The sequence below is a fragment of the Limibacter armeniacum genome, from assembly GCF_036880985.1.
GTDB lineage: Bacteria > Bacteroidota > Bacteroidia > Cytophagales > Flammeovirgaceae > Limibacter > Limibacter armeniacum.
The window spans coordinates 1145320-1165403 of sequence record NZ_JBAJNO010000008.1 but is presented as its reverse complement, the minus strand read 5'-3'; the positions used below and the strand labels follow the sequence as shown (position 1 = coordinate 1165403).

Sequence of the window (20084 nt, the reverse complement as noted above, 5' to 3'; positions counted from 1 at the left end):
GGTTTGATGGGTTATACAACTAGTGTATTGTCTTGGTCAGCCAAAAGTTCGGCCATCCAGTTTGCTAACTCTTCTAGCAAGGATAGGTCCTGTTGAGTGAAATGTCTAAAAGACGCCAATTCCAATACTCCTATGGCATTTGTCTGACTATCTAGGAGAGGCATTACAGCTATTGAGGTAGGTGAGGTACTTCCTAGCCCTGAAGCGATCGTTATGTACCCTTCGGGAACTACATTTGAAATAAGAGGCTTTCCTGTTGCCATAACCTGTCCAACAAGACCTTCTCCTTCTTCAAAAAGCATGGTCTGGCTCTCAGGGATAAAGTATGCATATGTCTTAATTGCTTTGATTACTTTTTTTCCCTCTACAGATTTAGCCTCATAAAGCAATGCCGCACCTATTTCGAAGTGCTGACATATTCCGTTTAAAAAGTCTTGCAGGGGATCATCTGATTCATCCAACTTCAACTGCATTTTTTTCTTGAATGCTTCTTCTTTCTCCCATGTTTCGTTCGAAGACTGCTCAGAATTACCATCCTCTTCCTTATCCAAGTATTTAGGCACATAAACAATTTTATAGTCTTGTACTCTCATAGATACAGCCACAAGTCTAAAAAGAAGCACCAACAACAATACAGCATCTACAAAAAGAATATAATATGTTGGCTTAACGGCTTTTACCGCCATTTTCCTAGTTGTATCATCTGTCTGTGCGGCAACATCCAAGATTGTTGAAGGTAAAGCAACTAAATCAATGGCAACGTATATGGTGACACAAAAAAAGACTGCACCTAAAATAACTGAGAAATATTTAGGTAGCAGACTGTATAAAATAAAAAGTACAAGGGAGAAATCAATGATTTTGAGCCAAGATGAATATGTTTGGAAACGTTCCCGTTCTTCTCCGGCCTCAATTAATCCAATAAATGACAGTACTTCGGGAAATAGGGAGTCAATAGTGAGAAAAGAGGATAAAAGGAATATTACAACTCCAATTATCCCTATCAGAATTTTGCTTTTCATTTAAGTGTAGTGTTTATACAGCTCTAATAAGAAATTGATTATTTCATCTGATGTAAGTTCGTAATCAATCTCGGCTATATCCTTTGCCGCAGCGGGCATCGTACTAATCATACACTCATCAAGAGACTGAATAATTGTTAGTCCACCTCTCGCTTTAACACTACTTATTCCTGCTGCTCCATCCTTATTAGCTCCTGACAACAGAATAGCAACTAAACTATCCTTGTACACATAAGAAGCCGACTCAAAAGTAACGTCAATAGAAGGTCTGGAGTTGTTTATTAAAGTTTCTGTTGAAAGTGCTACAGAGTTCCCTAACTCTATAGCCATGTGATAGTTTGCTGGTGCCAGATACACTGCCCCACTTCTGATCAGTTCCTTATCCTCTGGTTCCTGTACTTTCTTAGAGCTTTTGATAGATAAAGCTTCTTCAAACCCATGACGTACATGTTTCAGTCTATGGAGACACAGGAATATAGGTAAAGGAAAATCTTTGGGCAGCTTAGCGAGCAACCTTGTTATTGGCTGAAAGCTTCCTGCGGATCCTCCTATCACAATTGCATTGTATTTATCACTCAGCCTATAATCACTCATTAGCTCGATTGCAATATCAAAATAAAATATTTGGCTACTCTTTAACCTTTTTGTAGATTTTTTCCTCGTTGTTAACCACAATAAACTTATTTGCTATATCGCACCAAATCAAGGATTCTTTAGACCCAATTGCAAGATTTCCATACCTAAACAAACTTTCATGGAGCTTGTAGAGCACGTCATTCTGTAGTGTCTGATTAAAGTAAATCATCACATTTCGGCATAAGATTAGGTCAAACTTTGAAAATGCCTTATCCTTTACCAAGTCATGCTTCTTGAATGAAACCTTATCCATAAGACGGGGAAGCAAATAGGCTCTACCACCTTCTTCTTTAAAATACTTTGACAAGGAATACTCTCCACCAAACCTTTCATAGTTTTGTTGGTTAAGCTCCATATTTTTCAGGCTTACAGCACCACTTTTTGCCTTGTCAATAACAGCCAAGTCTATATCACTTGCAATGATGTTTGCCTTATCCAACATTCCCATTTCTTCCAATAGAATTGTCATGGAGTAAACCTCTTCTCCTGAAGAACAGCCTGCATGCCAAATGTTCACTTTTTGGTGTTCTTGAATCACTTCTGGCAAGATAGACTCTCGAAGGGCTTTCCAGAACGTTGGATCACGGAACATTTCTGTTACGTTCACAGTGATTTCCGAAACAAATTCCTGAAAGAATGATGGGTTAGTAGTCAGTTTATTGATTAGCGAGTCAACAGAGCGAAATTTATATAGCTCAAGTACTCTTTTTATCCTTCTCTTGAAGGAAGACATTGCATAATTCTTGAAATCGTATTCAAACTTGTCCTCTATAAATTGTGTCAACTTCCTCAGTTCCGCAATTTCTATTTCCTCCATCATCATTTGGCTAAATTTTTAAAAGACTCCCGCTACAAAAAGGCACTCATTAAAATGGATAAACACTGATCCAACAACCTTTACAGTTAAATTGTAAGATTAGGTCTGGTACTTCACTAAATACCTTGATCAGGTTAAACATACAACTGTAAACTGGTCGAAAATAATATAATGTATGTGCCTTATTGTATGGCTTTAGGTAAAAAATATGCTACTTAAAATTATAGACCTCCCAATTACTTTAGTCTAATACTCTTTTGGTTAGCCTTAAACATGCTTCTCACAAAATGCTAACGCCTTAAAAATAGATAATATTTCCTGAATATAAAGCTGGTAAAATTGTAACATTCACTCATAAAAAGAAAATCCCTTTTCCAAGTGCTTGACTTAAAAAAGGAATTGACTTCAACTCAGCTAAAAAGCTTAAAGTTATCTTCTCTTGTTTAGCTGAGGGCAATCTGTATGCAAGTCAAGCATCTCGTACTTCATACGTTGCTTTTTATAGTAAGCCGAATGAGATTTACCATATGGGCTACAAGATCCCAAGCTTACCATCAGTGCTCCTGAAGCAAGAATTGATAGAATAAGTCTTTTCATTATAATGAAGTTTTATGAATGTTCGGTATTGGTACTCCTCAAAAAAAATACCTCTTTTTAGACTTTTAGCATCTAAGGTGTAAGATTCTGCTTTCTTTTTACAAACGTTGTAAAGGGTAGATACATTGTAATCAAACAGAAAAAAAACACAGGCAAATGCCTGTGTTTTAGAAACAGCTACATATATACAAAAGATCGGCTAAAGTTCACAATAGGCTATTCAATTTCTGCTAAAAATGTTTTTTGCTGTGTAAAGTAAGGATCACTAATGAGTGTCTGTAAGTTCACATCAGCTATTACATAATTCAGTCCATTACCATTTTCGTAACGCTCATAAATCTGTACGAACTTGGATCTATCAAATTGACTTTCTTCCGCATAACGGAAATATATCTTCAGGTCTACATCATTTGAGAAGCGGACACCGTTGTGTTTTCCATTCTTACGGTACTCATATTTGTAATCATAACGGTTGGCTGAAATATCAGACAATACCGCTGAACCAGTTGGATGCCCTCCAGCTCCTTTTCCTCTAAAGAACTGCTTATCAGAAAACGCACCCTGTACAATCACGCCATTATACTCATAATCAACAGTGTATAAATCACTTTCTTCAGATATAAAATGTGGCAGAACATAAGCCGCTATCTCATCATCACTCGCTCTAAAAACCTTAGCTACCTGCTTGATTTTAAGTCGTTTTTCACGAGCATACTGCATATCAAAATCAGCTAGAGACTGTATTCCGTAATTGAATACCTCAGCAGGGTTTAGGTACAATCCATAACTGTGCAAAGTAAGAATTACCAACTTGTATTTTGCATCATAACCTCCAACATCCAATGTTGGGTCTGTTTCTGCAAAACCAAGGTCCTGTGCTTCTTTCAAAGCATCCTCATAGCTCACACCTTCCTCAAACATCTTGGTTAAAATGTAATTGGATGAACCATTGAAAATCCCTCTTACAGAATGCAGTAACTCATTATCATAATACTCTTCTAAAGTCCTGATAATCGGAATACTTGCACATGCCGATGCTTCATAAAGTAATGATGTACCATGTTCGCGCTGTAAAGCAACAAGCTCTTCAAGGTTTTCAGCGATCATTTTCTTGTTGGCACTTACTACATTCTTACCATTTTTAAGCGCCTGAGTCACGATATCATATGCCTCATTTACATCATCAATTAGCTCTGTAACCAAATTGATACGCTCATCATTCAGTACATCACTTTTATCATAAGTAAATGCATATTCTGGAAGAGACCTTTTCTTATTGCGGTTCTTTACTACAATTTTAGAAATGTCTGCCGAAAAATTGCGGCTATTATTCAGCACGTCATAAAGTCCTTTACCAACGCAACCAAATCCAAAAAGTCCAATGTTAACATCCTTGGTCATATACTAATTTTTTTTTGTCTTTATGTCTGAAAAAAGCTTTTATGGCTGATGCAATTTTTTCGGTCTCAACCAAAAAACCGTCGTGACCGTATGTGGAGTTGATTTCTTCATACGTCACATTAGGCACATACCGAGCGATAAACCTTTGCTCCGATACAGGAAATAAAATATCCGTTGTTACCCCAATCACATGGGTATAAGCTTCAATATTTTGGAGAGCATCCTGTAAGCTACCTCTTCCTCTTGCTACATTATGTGAGTCCATTGCTTTGGAAAGCGACCAGTATGAATAAGCATTAAACCTACTGAGTAACTTTTCGCCCTGATAACGCTGGTAAGAAGAAGCTCTAAACTCATCTATATTTTCATTTGTTCCTTCTTGTTGAGTTACATCATACGTGTTGTAGTTTCTGTATGAAAGCATGGCAATTGCACGTGCAGCTTTCAACCCATTCTGCCCTGCTTTCTCATTATTTTCAAGCCAAGTCGGGTCAGCTTCCAAAGCCAGACGCTGTGTTTCATTAAAAGCCACACCCCACGGTGAATGTACTGCATTGGTCGCTGCCAGAATCAGGTTTTCCATCAGTCTAGGGCGTTTCAAAGCCCATTCGATTGCCTGCTGCCCACCTAACGACCCTCCAATCAATGTCTGAATATGTGTGATGCCTAAGCTCTCACGTAACAAATCCAATGCATTTACAATATCTCTGATTGTAAGCTGAGGAAAAGCATGGAAATAAGGCTCTCCTGTATCAGGATTGATAGACAAAGGTCCAGTAGAACCATAACAAGACCCCAAGACGTTTGCACAGATCACAAAATGTTCGTCAGGATTAAAAAGACTTCCATCTCCAAAAAGTCCTGCCCACCAGTCTGTCACTTCTGCATTTCCTGTAAGTGCATGGCAAACCCATACCACATTCGAAAAGTCATGGTTAGGTTTTCCAAACGTACAGTACTTAAGCGTAAAGCCTTTAAGCTGATCTCCGGATTCCAACTGGAAATCCTCATTGTAGTGAAAATAATGCGCTTCCATCTTTTGTATCTTATCTCGGTTCTCGTTCCAAACCACCTGCCATGCTAGCCGCTACATGGCAAGTGGTATATTTATTATTAGCTAACAGTCAGGCTAACTTTTTCAAATGCCTGCTGAAAATCACTTTTGATATCTTCTATATGTTCAATTCCTACAGATACTCTCAACAATCCAGAGGTAACTCCAGCTGCCACCTGCTCTTCATCTGAAAGCTGTTGGTGCGTAGTTGACGCTGGATGAATAATCAGTGTTTTAGCATCTCCTACATTAGCCAAGTGACTTGCCAGATTTAGCTGACTGATAAAGTCTTTGGCAACTTCTTTTCCTCCTTTTACTTCAAATGACAATACTGCTCCAAAACCATTTGTCAGGTATTTCTTCGCAAGCTCATGGTATGGACTTGTTTTCAGGCCTGGGTAATTCACTGACTCAACTGCATCATGTGATGCTAACCACTCTGCCAAAGCCAAAGCATTATCAACATGTCTTTGTACACGAAGAGAAAGTGTTTCTAAACCTTGTAATAAAAGGAAGGAATTGAATGGACTCAATGCTGGACCAAAATCTCTCAGTCCCTCTACCCTCGCTCTGATTGCGAAAGCTATATTTCCAAATGGACCACCCTCTCCAAAAACTTCCCAGAACTTCAATCCATGGTATCCTTCTGATGGTTCTGTAAACTGAGGAAACTTACCATTTGCCCAGTTGAAATTACCCGCATCTACTATGACTCCACCAATTGATGTTCCGTGTCCACCAATCCATTTCGTAGCCGAAGCCGTTACAACATTGGCACCATGGTCAATAGGTCGGAACAAGTACCCCCCTGCTCCAAAAGTATTGTCTACCACCAATGGAATATTATGTTTCTGCGCAACTTTTGCGATTGCTTCAAAGTCTGGAATATTAAACTGTGGGTTCCCAATAGTTTCCAGATACAGTGCTTTGGTACGCTCATCAATCAGCTTCTCAAAACTCTCTGCATCATCACCTTCTGCAAACCTCACCCCAATGCCTAACCTTTTGAAAGACACTTTAAACTGATTATAAGTTCCGCCATATAGGTATGTTGTAGAAACAATATTATCTCCTGACTCACAAAGGTTATTCAGTGCAATAAACTGCGCTGCCTGTCCTGAAGCTACTGCAAGTGCTGCCACTCCGCCTTCAAGTGCAGCGATTCGCTTCTCAAACACATCCGTTGTTGGGTTCATGATTCGAGTGTAGATATTGCCAAACTTTTTCAAGGCAAACAGGTTAGCACCATGTTCTGCATCGTTGAATGTGTAAGATGTAGTTTGGTAAATCGGTACTGCACGGGCATTCGTAGTAGCTTCAACTTCCTGACCTGCATGCACTTGTAGTGTTTCGAATCTTAATTTATTATCTGACATGGCTCTTTGGATTTTAATAAAATGGTACAATGGTTCTTAAAACACGTTTTGTAGACCAAAACGAGCCTCCTGCTTGTGCTAAGGATAAAGAAACGCCTGTACCAAGCCGCGCGTCACTTGGTGCGAAACGTAACAATACATCTTAGGAGATGGAAACGGAGGTGTGGGGAGTGTATGTGCGATTAGCTACACATTCGCATTCGCATACACATTCGGTATGAGAAATTGTACGTGTTGCGAGATGCAAAAAATTGGGTCAACGCTGCTGCGTCAACAAAAAGAATTTTAAATGCTTTCATGATGCCTAATTAGTTTATATGTCCTAAAAACTTAGGCTAGGAATTAGCACCTTTCCCACGAGTGAGGGGGTTGCTAGAGGGTCTTAAAGCCTAGTCTCTCGCCTCTTCTTTATAAACCAATTACTTCAGATGTGAGGTAATTGACTGTATGTGCCACAAACATACTGACCATTTCTGAAAAAAACCAAACAACATCACAAAAAAATTAAGATTTATTTTAATCCTAAGGAGCTATACCAAAAGCTTCGATGAGAAAAAGCTTATCCTACTTTTCTCTTACCAATGAACTAGCTGAATACAAAAAATTCAAAACAAAAAAGCCTTGATAATGATTATAGCTAGCAAACTTACAAACTGTAACAAGAAACGGTATAACTCTATCACCTAGATTATCAAATAGGTACAAAGATTACAGACAGTTTCTGATTTCATAAATTGGATAGAAACAGATGACATGCGTAAATTTGCCTCAATACCCTATATAACAACTAGGCTATCGATAAGAAAGGGAGTGGAAAATTAGCAACTCAGGAAGCTCTATTATTTGATACAATAAATAAATTCTTTAGCATTCAATTATGAATTGATCTAATTTGAAGTATGCTTTTCTTCAATTGAATATAGAATTTATAACAGTGACAGCGTTAAATTGAATTCAAAACACAAAGAAAATATATTATGCCATCAATCCTTGACTTGGTAGGATCCACCCCATTAGTAGAGGTTACACATCTAAACCTTAACCCAAATGTTAAGGTTTATGGAAAATTAGAAGGTCATAACCCCGGCGGTAGTGTCAAAGACAGACCTGCTCTCAGTATGATACAAGGGGCTATTGACAGAGGTGAACTGAAACCAGGAATGAAACTGGTTGAAGCCACCAGCGGCAATACAGGAATTGCACTTGCCATGATTGCTAAAGCAGTTGGTGTAGAAATTGAACTGATTATGCCTGAGCATGCCACAGCAGAACGGGTCAAAACCATGCAAGCATATGGTGCCAAAGTAATCCTTACGCCTTCTGAGCGATCAATGGAAGGTTCTATTGACCTTGCAAGAGAAAAAGCAGCGACAGGAGAATACCTTATGCTTAATCAGTTTGGCAATCCTGACAACTACAAGGCTCATTATCGTCACACAGGACCTGAGATATGGGAAGCAACAGAAGGAAAAATCACACACTTTGTATCTGCTATGGGAACAACAGGTACTATTATGGGTGTGTCCCGTTACCTGAAAGAGCAAAACCCAAACGTTCAGATTGTAGGTACGCAACCAACTGAAGGTTCTCGGATTCCAGGCATCAGAAGATGGCCAGAAGCATACTTACCTGCCATATTTGAACCTGAAAGAGTCGACAGAATCATTGACATCTCTCAGGAAGAGGCTTCAACGATGGCTCGTAAACTGGCTAAGGAAGAAAGTATATTTTCAGGAATGAGTAGTGGAGGTGCTGCCGTAGCTGCACTTCGAGTAGCTGAAGAATTAGAGGAAGGGGTTGTCGTATTTATTGTATGTGACCGAGGCGACAGATATTTATCTTCACCATTATTTGAAGAATAGCAACAAAAAACCCTGTTCATGCATAAACTGAACAGGGTTTTACCTTTAAAATTCCGGCATCTCTTCAAGCGTTGAATATAGCATATTGACGATCCCATTGGTGCTTATCCTTGAGCGGTCAAGCAAAATATCATAATGAAGCTCACTTGCCCCTGACAGAAACTCATTAAACCTGCTCCTTTTATCATCCATCAGTTCTACAAGCTCAATCGCCTTATCTTCACTCATACCTTCCTTTTGCATCAGCATCCTGACCCTATACCTAAGAGGAGCAAACAACTTTACATTTAGTACATTGACACTTTCTTCAGCAAAGAAGCCAGCACCGCGTCCAACAAACACCACATTCCCTCTCTCCATATAAGCAGAAATAACGCCTCCCATTGCCCTTTTCAACTCCTTATGAGGCTGATATTCATTGAATGCACTCAATAGCTGATCCACCAGTCCTTTCCTTTGGGGTGTACTCAGATCTGTCACACGATCAAGGTTCATTTTCATCTCTTTTCCTACAGCCCTTATCACCTCACTGTCCACTACCTGCCACCTTCTTGGATGACCAAAAAACATCTCATTTGTATTGAGTTTATCCACAAGCTGCTGAGCCACCTCCATAGCGTTACAACCATAGTCCCTGCCTATTGTAACCACTTTTCCATTACACTCAATAGGCTTATTCAGCTCTTCATCAGTTTTTTTAAAGTACTGGCTAAAGTAATCGTATGATATTGTTTCCATCTCCTGTCTGTTTACTTAATCCTAATATCTGAAAATAATCCTTTTATAATTTACAAAGATTAATGCAATGTTCCCATTGCAATCGAAAGCAAAACAACAAACAACACATTGATTACCAATACTTAAATAAAAACAACCACATAACACTATTCAAGAAATAACAATGACTTAATTCATTATTTAATTCAATTTTTTATTAAAACTTATAGCAATTAAACTATTTCAATTCATTCAACCACAACCACATGAAACGACTTTTCTCTTTACTACTTTCTGTATCGCTATTGGCTTGTATCTCAATGTCATCGAATGTTTTTTCACAAGTTTTAGTAGGTGGTAATATTGGTGTAGCATTCCCTACAGGTGACCTCTCTGATGGAGCAAGCACAGGGTTTAACTTTGGTGCAGATGGTAGGTACTTCCTCCGAGATCAAGTATCTGTTGATGCCCAGATCGACTATACGCCTTTCGCTGAAGAAAGCAATGTCAACACCAACCTGTTTTCCATAAGGGTAGGTGCCAGTTATTATACTCAACCTGAATATACCAGCACACTCAAAAACCTGAGGCCCTATGTGAATGCTGCTATCGGTTACTACAATATCGATGTCAACATCGATAATGTACCAGGTGTTGGAGACATTGATGATTCAGAAGGTAAAATTGGCTTAAACTTCGGTGGAGGTATTCTTTATCCGATCAAAGACAAACTGGACATCAACGGCAAAATCAATTACCATTTCGTAGACCAAGGCTCTTTCTTCCTCTTAAATATTGGCTTGCTATATCATATCAAAAGTTCTAGCAGACCAGTTGACAAAGAACTTCGAGAAGAGCTTAAAGGAGAGTAGAATTTCTATTTCTCTATAAAATACGCAGACCTGACTCATTCGTCAGGTCTATTTTTTTCTAAAATCAGCATTACAACGACCTCAACTTTTCTTCAATTTGTTTGAACAGTGTAGGCTAACATTTCAACACAATTAACCATGGACACTCTACAACTTAGCACCATCTACCTTCAGCACAGGGCTGACATTATTGACTTGGTCAACAACATTTGTATTGGAGCAGACAAGAGGGATTGGGAACTTGTCAAAAAAGCTTTTGACAGCAGTGTCACGTTGGATTACAGCTCCTTAAGTGGAAATCCAGCAACTGTCTGTTCCCCACAAGAAATTATAAACGGATGGAAACATGCGTTGCCAGGATATACCGCTACACAACATATGGTCACCAACCATTCTGTCACAATTCATGAAGAGGAAGCTGAGTGCTTCTCTTACTTACAGGCTATTCATATTTTACCCAATGACTCAGGTAATAATACATGGACCGTATTTGGTCAGTATCATCATCATTTCAACAAAACAGTAAAAGGATGGAAAATTGATCGGCTGACTTTTACATTGGTCCATCAAGAAGGAAACCCGGACCTGCCTAAGCTTGCCCGGGAGCGCTCCTTATCTCAAGGATAGGATATTGACCCTATTTCACTTTAAATCACATTTTATTTTTGTTCATGGCTTTAGGCCTGATCATGGAATAGTAAATATCATCATCCTCGTTCCAATCTATTACCCGCTGGTAATATTGATTGGCTTGAGGTCCATTACCATCTTTTTCAGCTACTTTAGCCATCAGGTAGTAAGTGTAAGGAGAATCTTTTTCTGATACCTCCAACTCTTCTTTGGCTTTCCCTAAATCATCTTTTATATAATACAGGTATGCCATTGCCTGATGGTAAGGCTCCAGTTCTTCAGGGTTATCACTGTTTGAAATATGCTCTTTCAACAAACTAGCCTCTTCCATTCCTTTTTCTGGCTCACGCTGCATAGCATATAATAAAGACCTGTTATACAACTCCCTCGCTTTCAGGTTTTCTTTCACAGATTCAGCTAAACTAGAGTTACCTACATACTCCTCAAACGTTGCCAAATATTCTGCTGCCTTGGCATATTCTGAATTGTACATGTAGATGGTGCTCATATCCAGAATCAGGTTAGCTGTATAAGCTTGCAAACCCAGTTCCTGCGCTTCGCTCTTAGCCTCTACATATTTTGCCAGAGCCTGTTCCTGATCTCCCTTATGGAGATAAACTCTTGCTATCTCTGCCATATGCCAGATCTTATTCTGCTCAGAAGTTGCGATAGACACAGCATGCTCCAGTTCTCTAATAGCATCATCATACCTGCCTGAATACAACATACTTTCTCCTATCTTGTGTTGGGATTCATCAAAGCGACTATTCAGCTCCAAGGCTTTTCTGTATTCTTCAATTGCTTTATCAAACTGCCCGTTCTTCCTATAAAAATCACCCATTGCATCATGGGGGTTAGGTTCATTCGGAATCAGCTCCACATATTTTTTAAATGCTTCTTCAGCTTTCCTTACATCTCCCATATTCTGGTAAGCAAACCCCAAAGAGTTGTAATTGGCTGGAAAGTCCGGGTCTAAAGCAATCGACTTCTTAAGTAACTCTATTGCTTTTTCATAATCTTCCTTTCCGTCAGAATAGGCATAAGCCAAACTGTTCAGTACCCGCTTGTCTTCCGGCACTTTTTCAGAGAGTTTTTCCCAAGTTCCAATCGACTGTTCCAGTTGGTTGTGATACCCCATATAAGACGCTTCAATCAGCATTTTTTCTTCAGGGGTCACCTTGTCTTTTAACGCATAAGCTTTGTTGAGATGAAGAAAGACATCTTCTTCAGAAGTTCCTGACCACGCTCTAAAAAGATGAGCAAGCGCAAATGAGGAATCCTTTTCAATAGCCTCATCAAACATTCTTCTGGCCTCTGGTTTCCGTACATTGTCTAGCAGGTCCCGCCCCGCCACAAATAAACTCATTGCCTCCTCAGAGTTTGTTGTAACCGGCAGCATTATTTCCTCCACATTCTCGCCTCCTGTATCACCACTGTTGCTTGAGCATGCCACAAAACTGGCAAGAAGCACCACATAAAAGAGGCACTTGCATAATTTGACACATCCGTTCATCATGTTGTTTATGGTTTTGGTGTTTAAAATATCCAGTACAGTCTAAGCAAAAGCAATTATTCAGTCTGCGACACCATGCTTTACATTAAAACAGCAACATCAATTATATGGGTTCAATTCACTTTGCTGATACACCAAATACCTAAAAGGCATTAAATTCGATCATGTATTTCTCATATAAAAAGCGACTTCCTAACAGTTAGAAAGTCGCTTTTACCTCATTCCAATACTAATATTCTTATAACCTGACCATCTGGTTCAGGATACCTTCCAATGACTGCACCATCGGACGGGTTTTCATTTCATAGTTGTTCACCAGCATTGAAAATGCCAAAAGTCTTCCGCTGTAAGTTTTGATATAACCTGAATAGCATTTGACCCGCTTAATGGTACCACTTTTTCCAAATACTCTTTCGGCAGCAGCTTCACCCCTACAAAGGTATTTGAAAGTACCAGTCTTGCCGGCTATTGCTAAAGAGCTAAAGAAAGCATCTTTTTCTTTGGTGCGCTGCATCTTCACTAGCAGGTTTACCATCTGCTCAGCTGTAATGGCATTGAAGCGAGACAGTCCGCTGCCATCCTCCATAAAAAAGCCATTTAAATCCAAACCTCGCTCTTCCCAAAGCTCTTCCACTACCTCAATCCCTGCTTCAGTACTGCCTTCTCCCTTTACCTTTGCCCCCATCATCTTAAGCATTGCTTCTGCAAACAGGTTTACACTCTTTTCGTTTGTTTCCTTCACTATTTCATGCAATGGCTCAGATCTAAAACTCTTCAGCAGGGTTCTTTTCAACATTCTATTTGCGGTAGGTGTAAGTCTCAGCGTTGTTGGCTGGTTACTTATCGCAACACCTTTTTCTCGAAGTAATTTATCCAAAGTCCAAGCAGCCCAATAAGCAGGATCAGGTGCTGACCCTTTAATTGTAAACTCGTTTCTGTACGGAGTAATAGTACCCCTAACGTAACGGTCATATGAGTATGGCCCTCCAAAAATGTAAGCATTATCACCTGAACCCTTTGGACCTCCTTTCACCTCATTAAAAAACTTTAGATCCGGAATTTCAGGTTCTACACCTAAAATTGTTGTCAAGGAGTCTGGTGCTGTAGATTTAAACCTTAAAACATAGGTATTACGGCAGAATGAAAGTCCACTTGCCCCTGCACCATAATAATTACCCAAGTCTTCCCAATTCCACTTTGATGGTGCCAATTGGTAATCAAACAATGTTGCATCTGCCACTATTCCTCCCTTTATCTCTTTGATGCCCAACTCTCCAGCAACAAATTCCTGCAATTGGCTAATATCAAAAGTTGGGTCTCCGCCACCTCGTATATACAGGTTCCCATCCAAAACACCATCCATTGAGATATTCCCATCGTACTCAATAACTGTCTCAAAACGGTAGTCTTCTCCCAGTACAATCAGTGCCGAAGCAGTTGTCACCAGCTTCATCACAGATGCAGGCGCCAATGACTGCTCTTGTCCATATCCCAAAAGCACCTCCCCTGTTTCGACATCTGTCACACAAATACCGAGAGAGGCAGATGCCATATCCCTGTTTTTATGTAACTGCTCTACCATTTTCCGTAAATCAACTATTTCTGTAGGGTCTCCGCCACCTGCCAACACTTCAGTTGCCAACAACAAGCAGGCGAAAACAGTTATTATCGATGAAAGGCTTCTCATAAATCTGAAAGGTTCTTTTGTTTATGAATTAAATATTAGTTTTGTTATATATCTTAATTATGATCTTAGGTCAGGGCACTTACAGGAATAATTACATTCTGATTACAAGTCATTTACCATAAGACTACACAGTCACAGTATACGAAATATGGATCATTTAATGCATCAATAGTATTATTTCTATCTCAAGTACTGTGCTGATCAATGAAAAAATGTAAACTTTACCTAAGATTTTTATCCTATATTATTGGTGTAAAGTTATCAAATTTGTTATTTCCAAATAAAGGTAGCTGGAGATCAAAAATACTACCAGCTGTTTGAATTGCAGATTAGGTGGCGGCTACGGCAGACGGTCAAACCGCATAATTAAGAACCAAAGTGTGACTGCACATTTAAGTCAGTTACAGGGCGACAAGTACAGCTATCACAAAATTAGCTTCGCACTCGCCATTATTTGATCATCAACTTAAAACATGAAAAGCATTTGATCGAAAAAGTCATTAACCTGGAAGGTGTTTCACTGGTTGATTTCCTAGGAGTGGAAAATGAGAACATTAAAGAAATTTCCACCGCCTTCCCAAAAAGCAAGATTATATCCAGGGGAAACGAAATCAGAATACAGGGCACGGGTCCTGAGATAATTAAAATAAACAACGCTTTTAACGAGCTGCTGGCTCACTACAAAAAATACGGCAAGGTCACAACTGACAACGTATTGGACTATATCGAAACCAATGTCAGCAAGGAACAGGCTGACCTCAAAGATGAGATTATCCTATACGGTGCCAAAGGGGTTGCCATCAGACCTAAAACTGCCAATCAGAAGACTTTGGTCGAGACTGCCAGCAAGAACGATATGGTTTTTGCTATTGGCCCTGCTGGTACCGGTAAAACCTATGTAGCAGTAGCTTTGGCTGTAAAAGCACTTAAAAACAAGCAGGTCAGACGGATTATCATCTCCCGTCCTGCTGTTGAAGCAGGTGAAAACCTTGGTTTCCTACCGGGTGACCTAAAAGAAAAAGTGGATCCGTATCTACGTCCAATCTATGATGCTTTGGATGATATGATTCCATCGGAAAAGCTTAACTTTTATCTCGAAAACCGTATCATTGAGATTGCACCACTAGCGTATATGCGTGGTCGTACCCTAAACAATGCTTTCATTCTTTTGGATGAAGCCCAGAATACGACCCCAATGCAAATGAAGATGTTCCTGACACGTATGGGTGCAGAATCCCAGATGATTGTCACTGGTGATACTTCACAGATTGACTTGCCAAGAAAAGTCAAGTCCGGCCTGCTTGAAGCTACTACCATCCTGAGAGGAATCGAAGGAATTGGCATCATCCAACTTAGTGGTAAAGATGTCATCAGGCACAGACTCGTGAAAAACATCATTGCTGCATATAAAGATGCTGCTGATGAAGGTGTCACAGAAGTTCCTGAAAACAACAACAGCCAATAGATTTTAACTGCTCCTGCCACAAAACCTTATGTGGCAGGAGCATCATTATCGCCTTAACACACCAGCATCCGTTCTGGCTTTGCTGCGCTGTTTACCTGTTACAACACCCCCTATCATGCAATTAAGCAAAAGCATTAAAATCCCCCTTATCTTGGCTGGTGTCTGCTGGGTTATTGAATTTATGGAAATGGGGCTACAACATGAGTTCCATAGTTTAGGCATTTACCCAAGACACCCAAGTGGTCTTATTGGCATTGTTTGTCACCCCTTTTTACATGGAGACCTGAAGCACTTAGCATCCAACACCTTTTCCTTTATATTTCTTTGCAGCAGTATCATTTTCTTTTTCCCACGTATTTCGAGGCGTGTGATCTTGACGATTTACCTGCTTACAGGATTTGGCGTATGGCTACTTGCTAGACCTGCCTACCACATCGGGGCCAGTGGGCTGATCTATGGATTTGCCTCCTTTCTGTTCTTTATTGGTGTATTCCAGAAAAACTCCAACTCGTTGATAATCTCCCTTATCATTGCCTTGCTTTACAATGGTATGCTTTATGGAATACTACCTGCTCAGGAAGGCGTATCATGGGAGTCTCACCTGATTGGAGCCTTTGTTGGAGCAGTTGTCGCATACTACTTCCGTAATGCAACAACTGAAATGTTCAGGCATATCACAACCCAAGTGGGAGAGGTACATTTTGAAGGATATGTCAACATTGAAACGCCTCATTACAAGTACACTTACCTTGAAAATGGAGAGAAAAACAAAGAAGAAGACAAACAACCGTTAGATAGTAGCACTGAAAAAAATTAGCTTTTTTTCACGTGCAATCGGCTATCTTTATAACAGGAATACCCGTATGCTAAGGAGTGTCTTTATTTTATGACACCTTTTACTTTTTAAATGCATTGTATTTGAAACGGGTTTACTGAATACAAATAAACCAACACGCTTCAGTCAACTCTTAGTGGGCTTGATATTATAGATATTTGACAGAAATGGAATCAACACAGAAAAAGGCCAACCGCCTGATTCAAGAAAGCAGTCCTTACCTGCTTCAACACGCCTATAACCCTGTGGAGTGGTATCCTTGGGGGGAAGAGGCCTTAACAAAAGCCAAAAAAGAAAACAAGCCAATCATCGTCAGTATAGGATATTCATCCTGCCACTGGTGCCATGTCATGGAAAGGGAATCTTTCGAGAATGATCAATTGGCTGCATTGATGAACCAACACTATATCTGTATTAAAGTCGACAGGGAAGAAAGGCCTGATATAGACCAGATTTATATGGATGCCATTCAGGTAATGGGAATTCAGGGTGGATGGCCACTCAACGTTTTCCTTACTCCTGATGCCAAACCTTTCTATGGAGGCACCTATTTTCCACCCCAACAATGGCAACAGGTTTTGGTACAGGTAGCTAAAGCCTATACAGAGCACAAAAGCCAACTGGAAGAATCTGCCGAAAAGTTTGTCCAAGCCATCAACCAAAGTGAGCTTGAAAAATACGGCATAGGAAAGATTCAGCATGAATATACTGCCGAAAGACTTGATGAGATGTTTGTAAAGCTTTCTCATCAGTTTGATCCGCAAAATGGTGGAATCAATAAGGCTCCCAAATTCCCCATGCCTACCATATGGAATTTCCTGCTTCGCTATTATGATGTAAGCGGCAATGAGAATGCCTTGGACCATGCCAAGCTTACGCTAAATAAAATGGCTTGGGGTGGTATCTATGATCAGATTGGAGGCGGGTTTGCACGCTATTCTGTCGATGGACAGTGGTTTGCTCCTCATTTTGAGAAGATGCTCTATGACAATGCCCAACTTGTCAGTCTTTATGCTGATGCTTATGCCTTAACACGAGACAAGGAATATGAGCAGGTGATCGGAGATACCATCAAGTTCCTAAAACGCGAAATGATGAGCGAAGAAGGTGGCTTCTACTCTGCTTTGGATGCGGATAGCGAAGGCATTGAAGGACGATTTTATGTATGGACATACGAGGAGTTGGAGGAAGTATTTGAAGAGGAAGACTTGAGGCTAATCTGTGACTATTACAATGCTACAGAAGCAGGTAACTGGGAACACAGCTTCAACATTCTTCACAGGTCAACATCGAAAGAGGCATTTGCCAAAAAGCACCAGATGACTGTTACGGAGCTTGACGATAAAGTCAGGAACTGGAAAACGGCTCTACTCAAGATCCGAGAAATGCGTATACGTCCCGGACTTGACGATAAGATCCTCGCTTCATGGAACGGATTAATGCTAAAAGGGCTTGTTGATGCTTATGCCGCAACAGGTCACACCAAATACCTGCACCTTGCCAAGAAAAATGCGCATTTCATTGCCTCCAAAATGATGACACCTGAAGGCAAACTTTGGCACAGCTATAAAAACGGAAAGGCAAGTATCGAACCGTACCTCGAAGATTACGCTGCGGTTATACAGGGCTTTACAGCACTTTATCAGGTATGCTTTGATGCTGTCTGGCTTGAGCGCTCAGAAAAGATGGTCAACTATACCTTGGAGCACTTCTTTGACCGTGAAGAAGAGATGTTCTATTTCACCCAAGATGCCGCCTCAACTTTAATCGCAAGGAAAAAGGAAATCTTTGACAATGTCATTCCTTCCTCAAATTCCATGATGGCTACAAACCTTTATTTCTTGGGCATTTTGCTTGAGCGTGAAGACCTGCTCAACACTTCCCGTAATATGTTAGGGAAAATGAACAAGATGCTGGAGGTAGAGGTACAATACCTAGCCAATTGGGCTTGCCTTTATACGGCACAGGTCACACCTACTGCCGAAGTAGCAATTGCAGGTGATGAGCTGATTGCTTTTGCCCAGGGAATCCATCAGGAATTTATTCCAAACAAGGTAGTAGCAGGAGCCTATACTCCTGAAGAGCAAGCTTCCAAAATTCCGCTCTTGCACCACAGGGATGCCATTGATGGGAAAACCACTGTGTATGTATGCCGTAACAGAAGCTGTTTACGACCCGTACATTCTTTGGCTGAAGCATTAAGAGACATCAAAGGAATCAAACAATAAACTAAACCCCATGCAACGAGATTTACCCTTGCATGGGGTTCTTTTTAAAACACCCTCTCCTTTCTTTCCTTATAATTTTGCACTATTTTTATATTCGAAAGGATATAGACTATCTTTTGCGCCTAACAATTATACCTTTTTAAATACCAAAACCTTCCCCAAGACCAGTTTGGGCAAAAATTTTGTTGATAAAATCAAAATAGAACCTATACATGACAAATACAGGATCTAGGCATTCTTTAAAATGGGGTTAGAGCTAAAATATGGTATCATAACCAAGGTGCGTCGATGAATATGAGACATTTGCTACTTATTATTACGTTTTTAACTGTAACGGTCTTAGCTGGAACACCCCTTTACGCCCAAGCATCAAAAGGGTATAAAGTAACAGGTGAGGTGTTTTACCAAAAGAACCGTAAAGCATTATCTGATGTATTCATTACTGTCTATGAAGTAATCAGAAATGATGACGGTCATGTGACACAATATTCTGCACCCAACACATCCTATACGACGACAACTGATAAGGACGGTAAATTTGCTTTTGTGATGGATGGAAAAAAGGAATATTTGATGACCTTTCTGAAAGAAGGGTTTCTATCTGTCCCTACCCAAATCCCTTTCAAAAAGCGAAACATTGCTTTAGGTGAACATATCAGCATCAAAGTAGGAATGAAAAAAGCAGCCAATTTCCTGGTGAGAGGTCGAGTGATAGATGCAAAGTCAGGTGAAACGATCTCAGAAGCTTCAGTAGCTTTAAGCCACCAAGAAGACGAAGGCAACACCAAACTACTGACTACAGACCAAAACGGTGTCTATTCCTTTATGCTCCAGCCACAGAAACAATATGAAATTAGCGCAAATGCTGATGGCTATTTCAAGACTATTCAAGCCATTTCTGTCAATGACAAAAAAGAAGAGGTATTATCATATAATTTCAGGCTAAACCGCATAGAAAGTGGAGCGGTCACTACATTGAATAGCTTTTTCTTTGAAGTGAATGGTGCTAAAATTATTGAAGGTAAAGCCAATGAGCTATTGGGCATACAGAAAATGATGGAGGAGAATCCAAATGTCAATATAGAAATAGGATGTCATACCGATGCCCGTGGAGATGATGGTTACAATATGCAACTGTCTATAGAAAGAGCAGATGCCATCGCTGAGTTCCTAATCAAAATGGGAATTGATTCCAGCAGGCTTATCACCAAAGGTTATGGCGAAACCCAATTGGTCAACCACTGTAACAATGGTGTGAAGTGCAGCAGACAGGAACACGAAACCAATAGACGTGTAACGATCAAGGTCATTGGTTCAATGGAATAAAATTTTTAAACCGAAACAGCTATTGGAACTGTTTCGGTTTTTTTAT

17 protein-coding genes and 1 riboswitch are annotated in these 20084 nt (G+C 40.0%); of the genes, 7 read left to right on the top strand and 10 right to left on the bottom strand.

The window, feature by feature from the left end; translation table 11 throughout:
• Positions 1-11 precede the first annotated feature (11 nt).
• The 7 genes from V6R21_RS10665 to V6R21_RS10635 all read right to left on the bottom strand — a co-directional run bounded on the left by V6R21_RS10665 (position 12) and on the right by V6R21_RS10635 (position 6903).
• Positions 12-1022: a GAF domain-containing protein gene (locus tag V6R21_RS10665; protein ID WP_334243522.1), complete on the bottom strand. Its 1011-nt coding sequence runs from the start codon at positions 1020-1022 to the stop codon at positions 12-14.
• Positions 1023-1616 carry a chemotaxis protein CheB gene (locus V6R21_RS10660; protein WP_334243520.1) on the bottom strand — a complete coding sequence of 198 codons (594 nt, stop codon included), beginning with the start codon at positions 1614-1616 and terminating at the stop codon, positions 1023-1025.
• A gap of 34 nt (positions 1617-1650) precedes the next feature.
• A complete protein-coding gene (locus V6R21_RS10655) occupies positions 1651-2481 on the bottom strand; it encodes a CheR family methyltransferase (protein ID WP_334243519.1) in 831 nt (276 codons plus the stop codon).
• A 423-nt stretch (positions 2482-2904) separates the two neighbouring features.
• Entirely contained in the window at positions 2905-3072 is a 168-nt protein-coding gene (locus tag V6R21_RS10650) for a hypothetical protein (RefSeq protein WP_334243517.1), read from the bottom strand.
• 216 nt (positions 3073-3288) lie between these two features.
• Entirely contained in the window at positions 3289-4473 is a 1185-nt protein-coding gene (locus V6R21_RS10645) for a homoserine dehydrogenase (protein ID WP_334243515.1), read from the bottom strand.
• Positions 4457-5545 (bottom strand): homoserine O-acetyltransferase MetX, encoded by a 1089-nt coding sequence (gene metX, locus V6R21_RS10640; protein WP_408612986.1) that lies wholly within the window; start codon positions 5543-5545, stop codon positions 4457-4459. The genes V6R21_RS10645 and metX overlap by 17 nt, the downstream gene beginning before the upstream one ends.
• Before the next feature lie 41 nt (positions 5546-5586).
• Positions 5587-6903, bottom strand: coding sequence for an O-acetylhomoserine aminocarboxypropyltransferase/cysteine synthase family protein (locus V6R21_RS10635; protein WP_334243513.1), 1317 nt, complete (start codon positions 6901-6903; stop codon positions 5587-5589).
• A gap of 310 nt (positions 6904-7213) precedes the next feature.
• A riboswitch (SAM riboswitch) is annotated at positions 7214-7320 on the bottom strand.
• 560 nt (positions 7321-7880) lie between these two features.
• Between V6R21_RS10635 and cysM the strand changes: the two genes are divergently transcribed.
• Positions 7881-8765, top strand: a complete 885-nt coding sequence (gene cysM, locus V6R21_RS10630; RefSeq protein ID WP_334243511.1) for a cysteine synthase CysM — start codon at positions 7881-7883, stop codon at positions 8763-8765.
• Positions 8766-8810: 45 nt separating this feature from the next.
• Here cysM and V6R21_RS10625 read toward each other — a convergent pair whose 3' ends face one another.
• Positions 8811-9503: a cytidylate kinase-like family protein gene (locus V6R21_RS10625; protein ID WP_334243509.1), complete on the bottom strand. Its 693-nt coding sequence runs from the start codon at positions 9501-9503 to the stop codon at positions 8811-8813.
• Positions 9504-9748: 245 nt separating this feature from the next.
• Between V6R21_RS10625 and V6R21_RS10620 the strand changes: the two genes are divergently transcribed.
• Both V6R21_RS10620 and V6R21_RS10615 read left to right on the top strand, forming a co-directional pair.
• Entirely contained in the window at positions 9749-10354 is a 606-nt protein-coding gene (locus V6R21_RS10620) for an outer membrane beta-barrel protein (RefSeq protein WP_334243507.1), read from the top strand.
• Positions 10355-10492: 138 nt separating this feature from the next.
• Positions 10493-10981, top strand: coding sequence for a nuclear transport factor 2 family protein (locus V6R21_RS10615; protein ID WP_334243505.1), 489 nt, complete (start codon positions 10493-10495; stop codon positions 10979-10981).
• A 25-nt stretch (positions 10982-11006) separates the two neighbouring features.
• Here V6R21_RS10615 and V6R21_RS10610 read toward each other — a convergent pair whose 3' ends face one another.
• Complete coding sequence (locus tag V6R21_RS10610; RefSeq protein ID WP_334243504.1) at positions 11007-12500, bottom strand: tetratricopeptide repeat protein; 1494 nt, start codon at positions 12498-12500, stop codon at positions 11007-11009.
• A gap of 235 nt (positions 12501-12735) precedes the next feature.
• Positions 12736-14184 carry a D-alanyl-D-alanine carboxypeptidase/D-alanyl-D-alanine endopeptidase gene (gene dacB, locus V6R21_RS10605; protein ID WP_334243503.1) on the bottom strand — a complete coding sequence of 483 codons (1449 nt, stop codon included), beginning with the start codon at positions 14182-14184 and terminating at the stop codon, positions 12736-12738.
• Positions 14185-14668: 484 nt separating this feature from the next.
• Between dacB and V6R21_RS10600 the strand changes: the two genes are divergently transcribed.
• From V6R21_RS10600 to V6R21_RS10585, 4 genes are all read left to right on the top strand, one after another.
• Complete coding sequence (locus V6R21_RS10600) at positions 14669-15649, top strand: PhoH family protein (protein ID WP_334243502.1); 981 nt, start codon at positions 14669-14671, stop codon at positions 15647-15649.
• Positions 15650-15764: 115 nt separating this feature from the next.
• Positions 15765-16466: a rhomboid family intramembrane serine protease gene (locus V6R21_RS10595; protein WP_334243500.1), complete on the top strand. Its 702-nt coding sequence runs from the start codon at positions 15765-15767 to the stop codon at positions 16464-16466.
• Positions 16467-16651: 185 nt separating this feature from the next.
• Positions 16652-18712: a thioredoxin domain-containing protein gene (locus V6R21_RS10590; RefSeq protein ID WP_334243498.1), complete on the top strand. Its 2061-nt coding sequence runs from the start codon at positions 16652-16654 to the stop codon at positions 18710-18712.
• 288 nt (positions 18713-19000) lie between these two features.
• Positions 19001-20038, top strand: coding sequence for an OmpA family protein (locus V6R21_RS10585; RefSeq protein ID WP_334243497.1), 1038 nt, complete (start codon positions 19001-19003; stop codon positions 20036-20038).
• Positions 20039-20084: the final 46 nt, after the last annotated feature.

Excerpts from the sequence above, each read along its gene's own strand:
- V6R21_RS10665 (WP_334243522.1), bottom strand. The coding sequence starts at position 1,022 with ATGAAAAGCAAAATTCTGATAGGGATAATTGGAGTTGTAATATTCCTT.
- V6R21_RS10655 (WP_334243519.1), bottom strand. The coding sequence starts at position 2,481 with ATGATGATGGAGGAAATAGAAATTGCGGAACTGAGGAAGTTGACACAA.
- V6R21_RS10635 (WP_334243513.1), bottom strand. The coding sequence starts at position 6,903 with ATGTCAGATAATAAATTAAGATTCGAAACACTACAAGTGCATGCAGGT.
- V6R21_RS10615 (WP_334243505.1), top strand. The coding sequence starts at position 10,493 with ATGGACACTCTACAACTTAGCACCATCTACCTTCAGCACAGGGCTGAC.
- V6R21_RS10660 (WP_334243520.1), bottom strand. The coding sequence starts at position 1,616 with ATGAGTGATTATAGGCTGAGTGATAAATACAATGCAATTGTGATAGGA.
- V6R21_RS10620 (WP_334243507.1), top strand. The coding sequence starts at position 9,749 with ATGAAACGACTTTTCTCTTTACTACTTTCTGTATCGCTATTGGCTTGT.
- V6R21_RS10650 (WP_334243517.1), bottom strand. The coding sequence starts at position 3,072 with ATGAAAAGACTTATTCTATCAATTCTTGCTTCAGGAGCACTGATGGTA.
- dacB (WP_334243503.1), bottom strand. The coding sequence starts at position 14,184 with ATGAGAAGCCTTTCATCGATAATAACTGTTTTCGCCTGCTTGTTGTTG.
- V6R21_RS10590 (WP_334243498.1), top strand. The coding sequence starts at position 16,652 with ATGGAATCAACACAGAAAAAGGCCAACCGCCTGATTCAAGAAAGCAGT.
- V6R21_RS10610 (WP_334243504.1), bottom strand. The coding sequence starts at position 12,500 with ATGATGAACGGATGTGTCAAATTATGCAAGTGCCTCTTTTATGTGGTG.
- cysM (WP_334243511.1), top strand. The coding sequence starts at position 7,881 with ATGCCATCAATCCTTGACTTGGTAGGATCCACCCCATTAGTAGAGGTT.
- V6R21_RS10585 (WP_334243497.1), top strand. The coding sequence starts at position 19,001 with ATGAATATGAGACATTTGCTACTTATTATTACGTTTTTAACTGTAACG.
- V6R21_RS10595 (WP_334243500.1), top strand. The coding sequence starts at position 15,765 with ATGCAATTAAGCAAAAGCATTAAAATCCCCCTTATCTTGGCTGGTGTC.
- V6R21_RS10645 (WP_334243515.1), bottom strand. The coding sequence starts at position 4,473 with ATGACCAAGGATGTTAACATTGGACTTTTTGGATTTGGTTGCGTTGGT.
- V6R21_RS10625 (WP_334243509.1), bottom strand. The coding sequence starts at position 9,503 with ATGGAAACAATATCATACGATTACTTTAGCCAGTACTTTAAAAAAACT.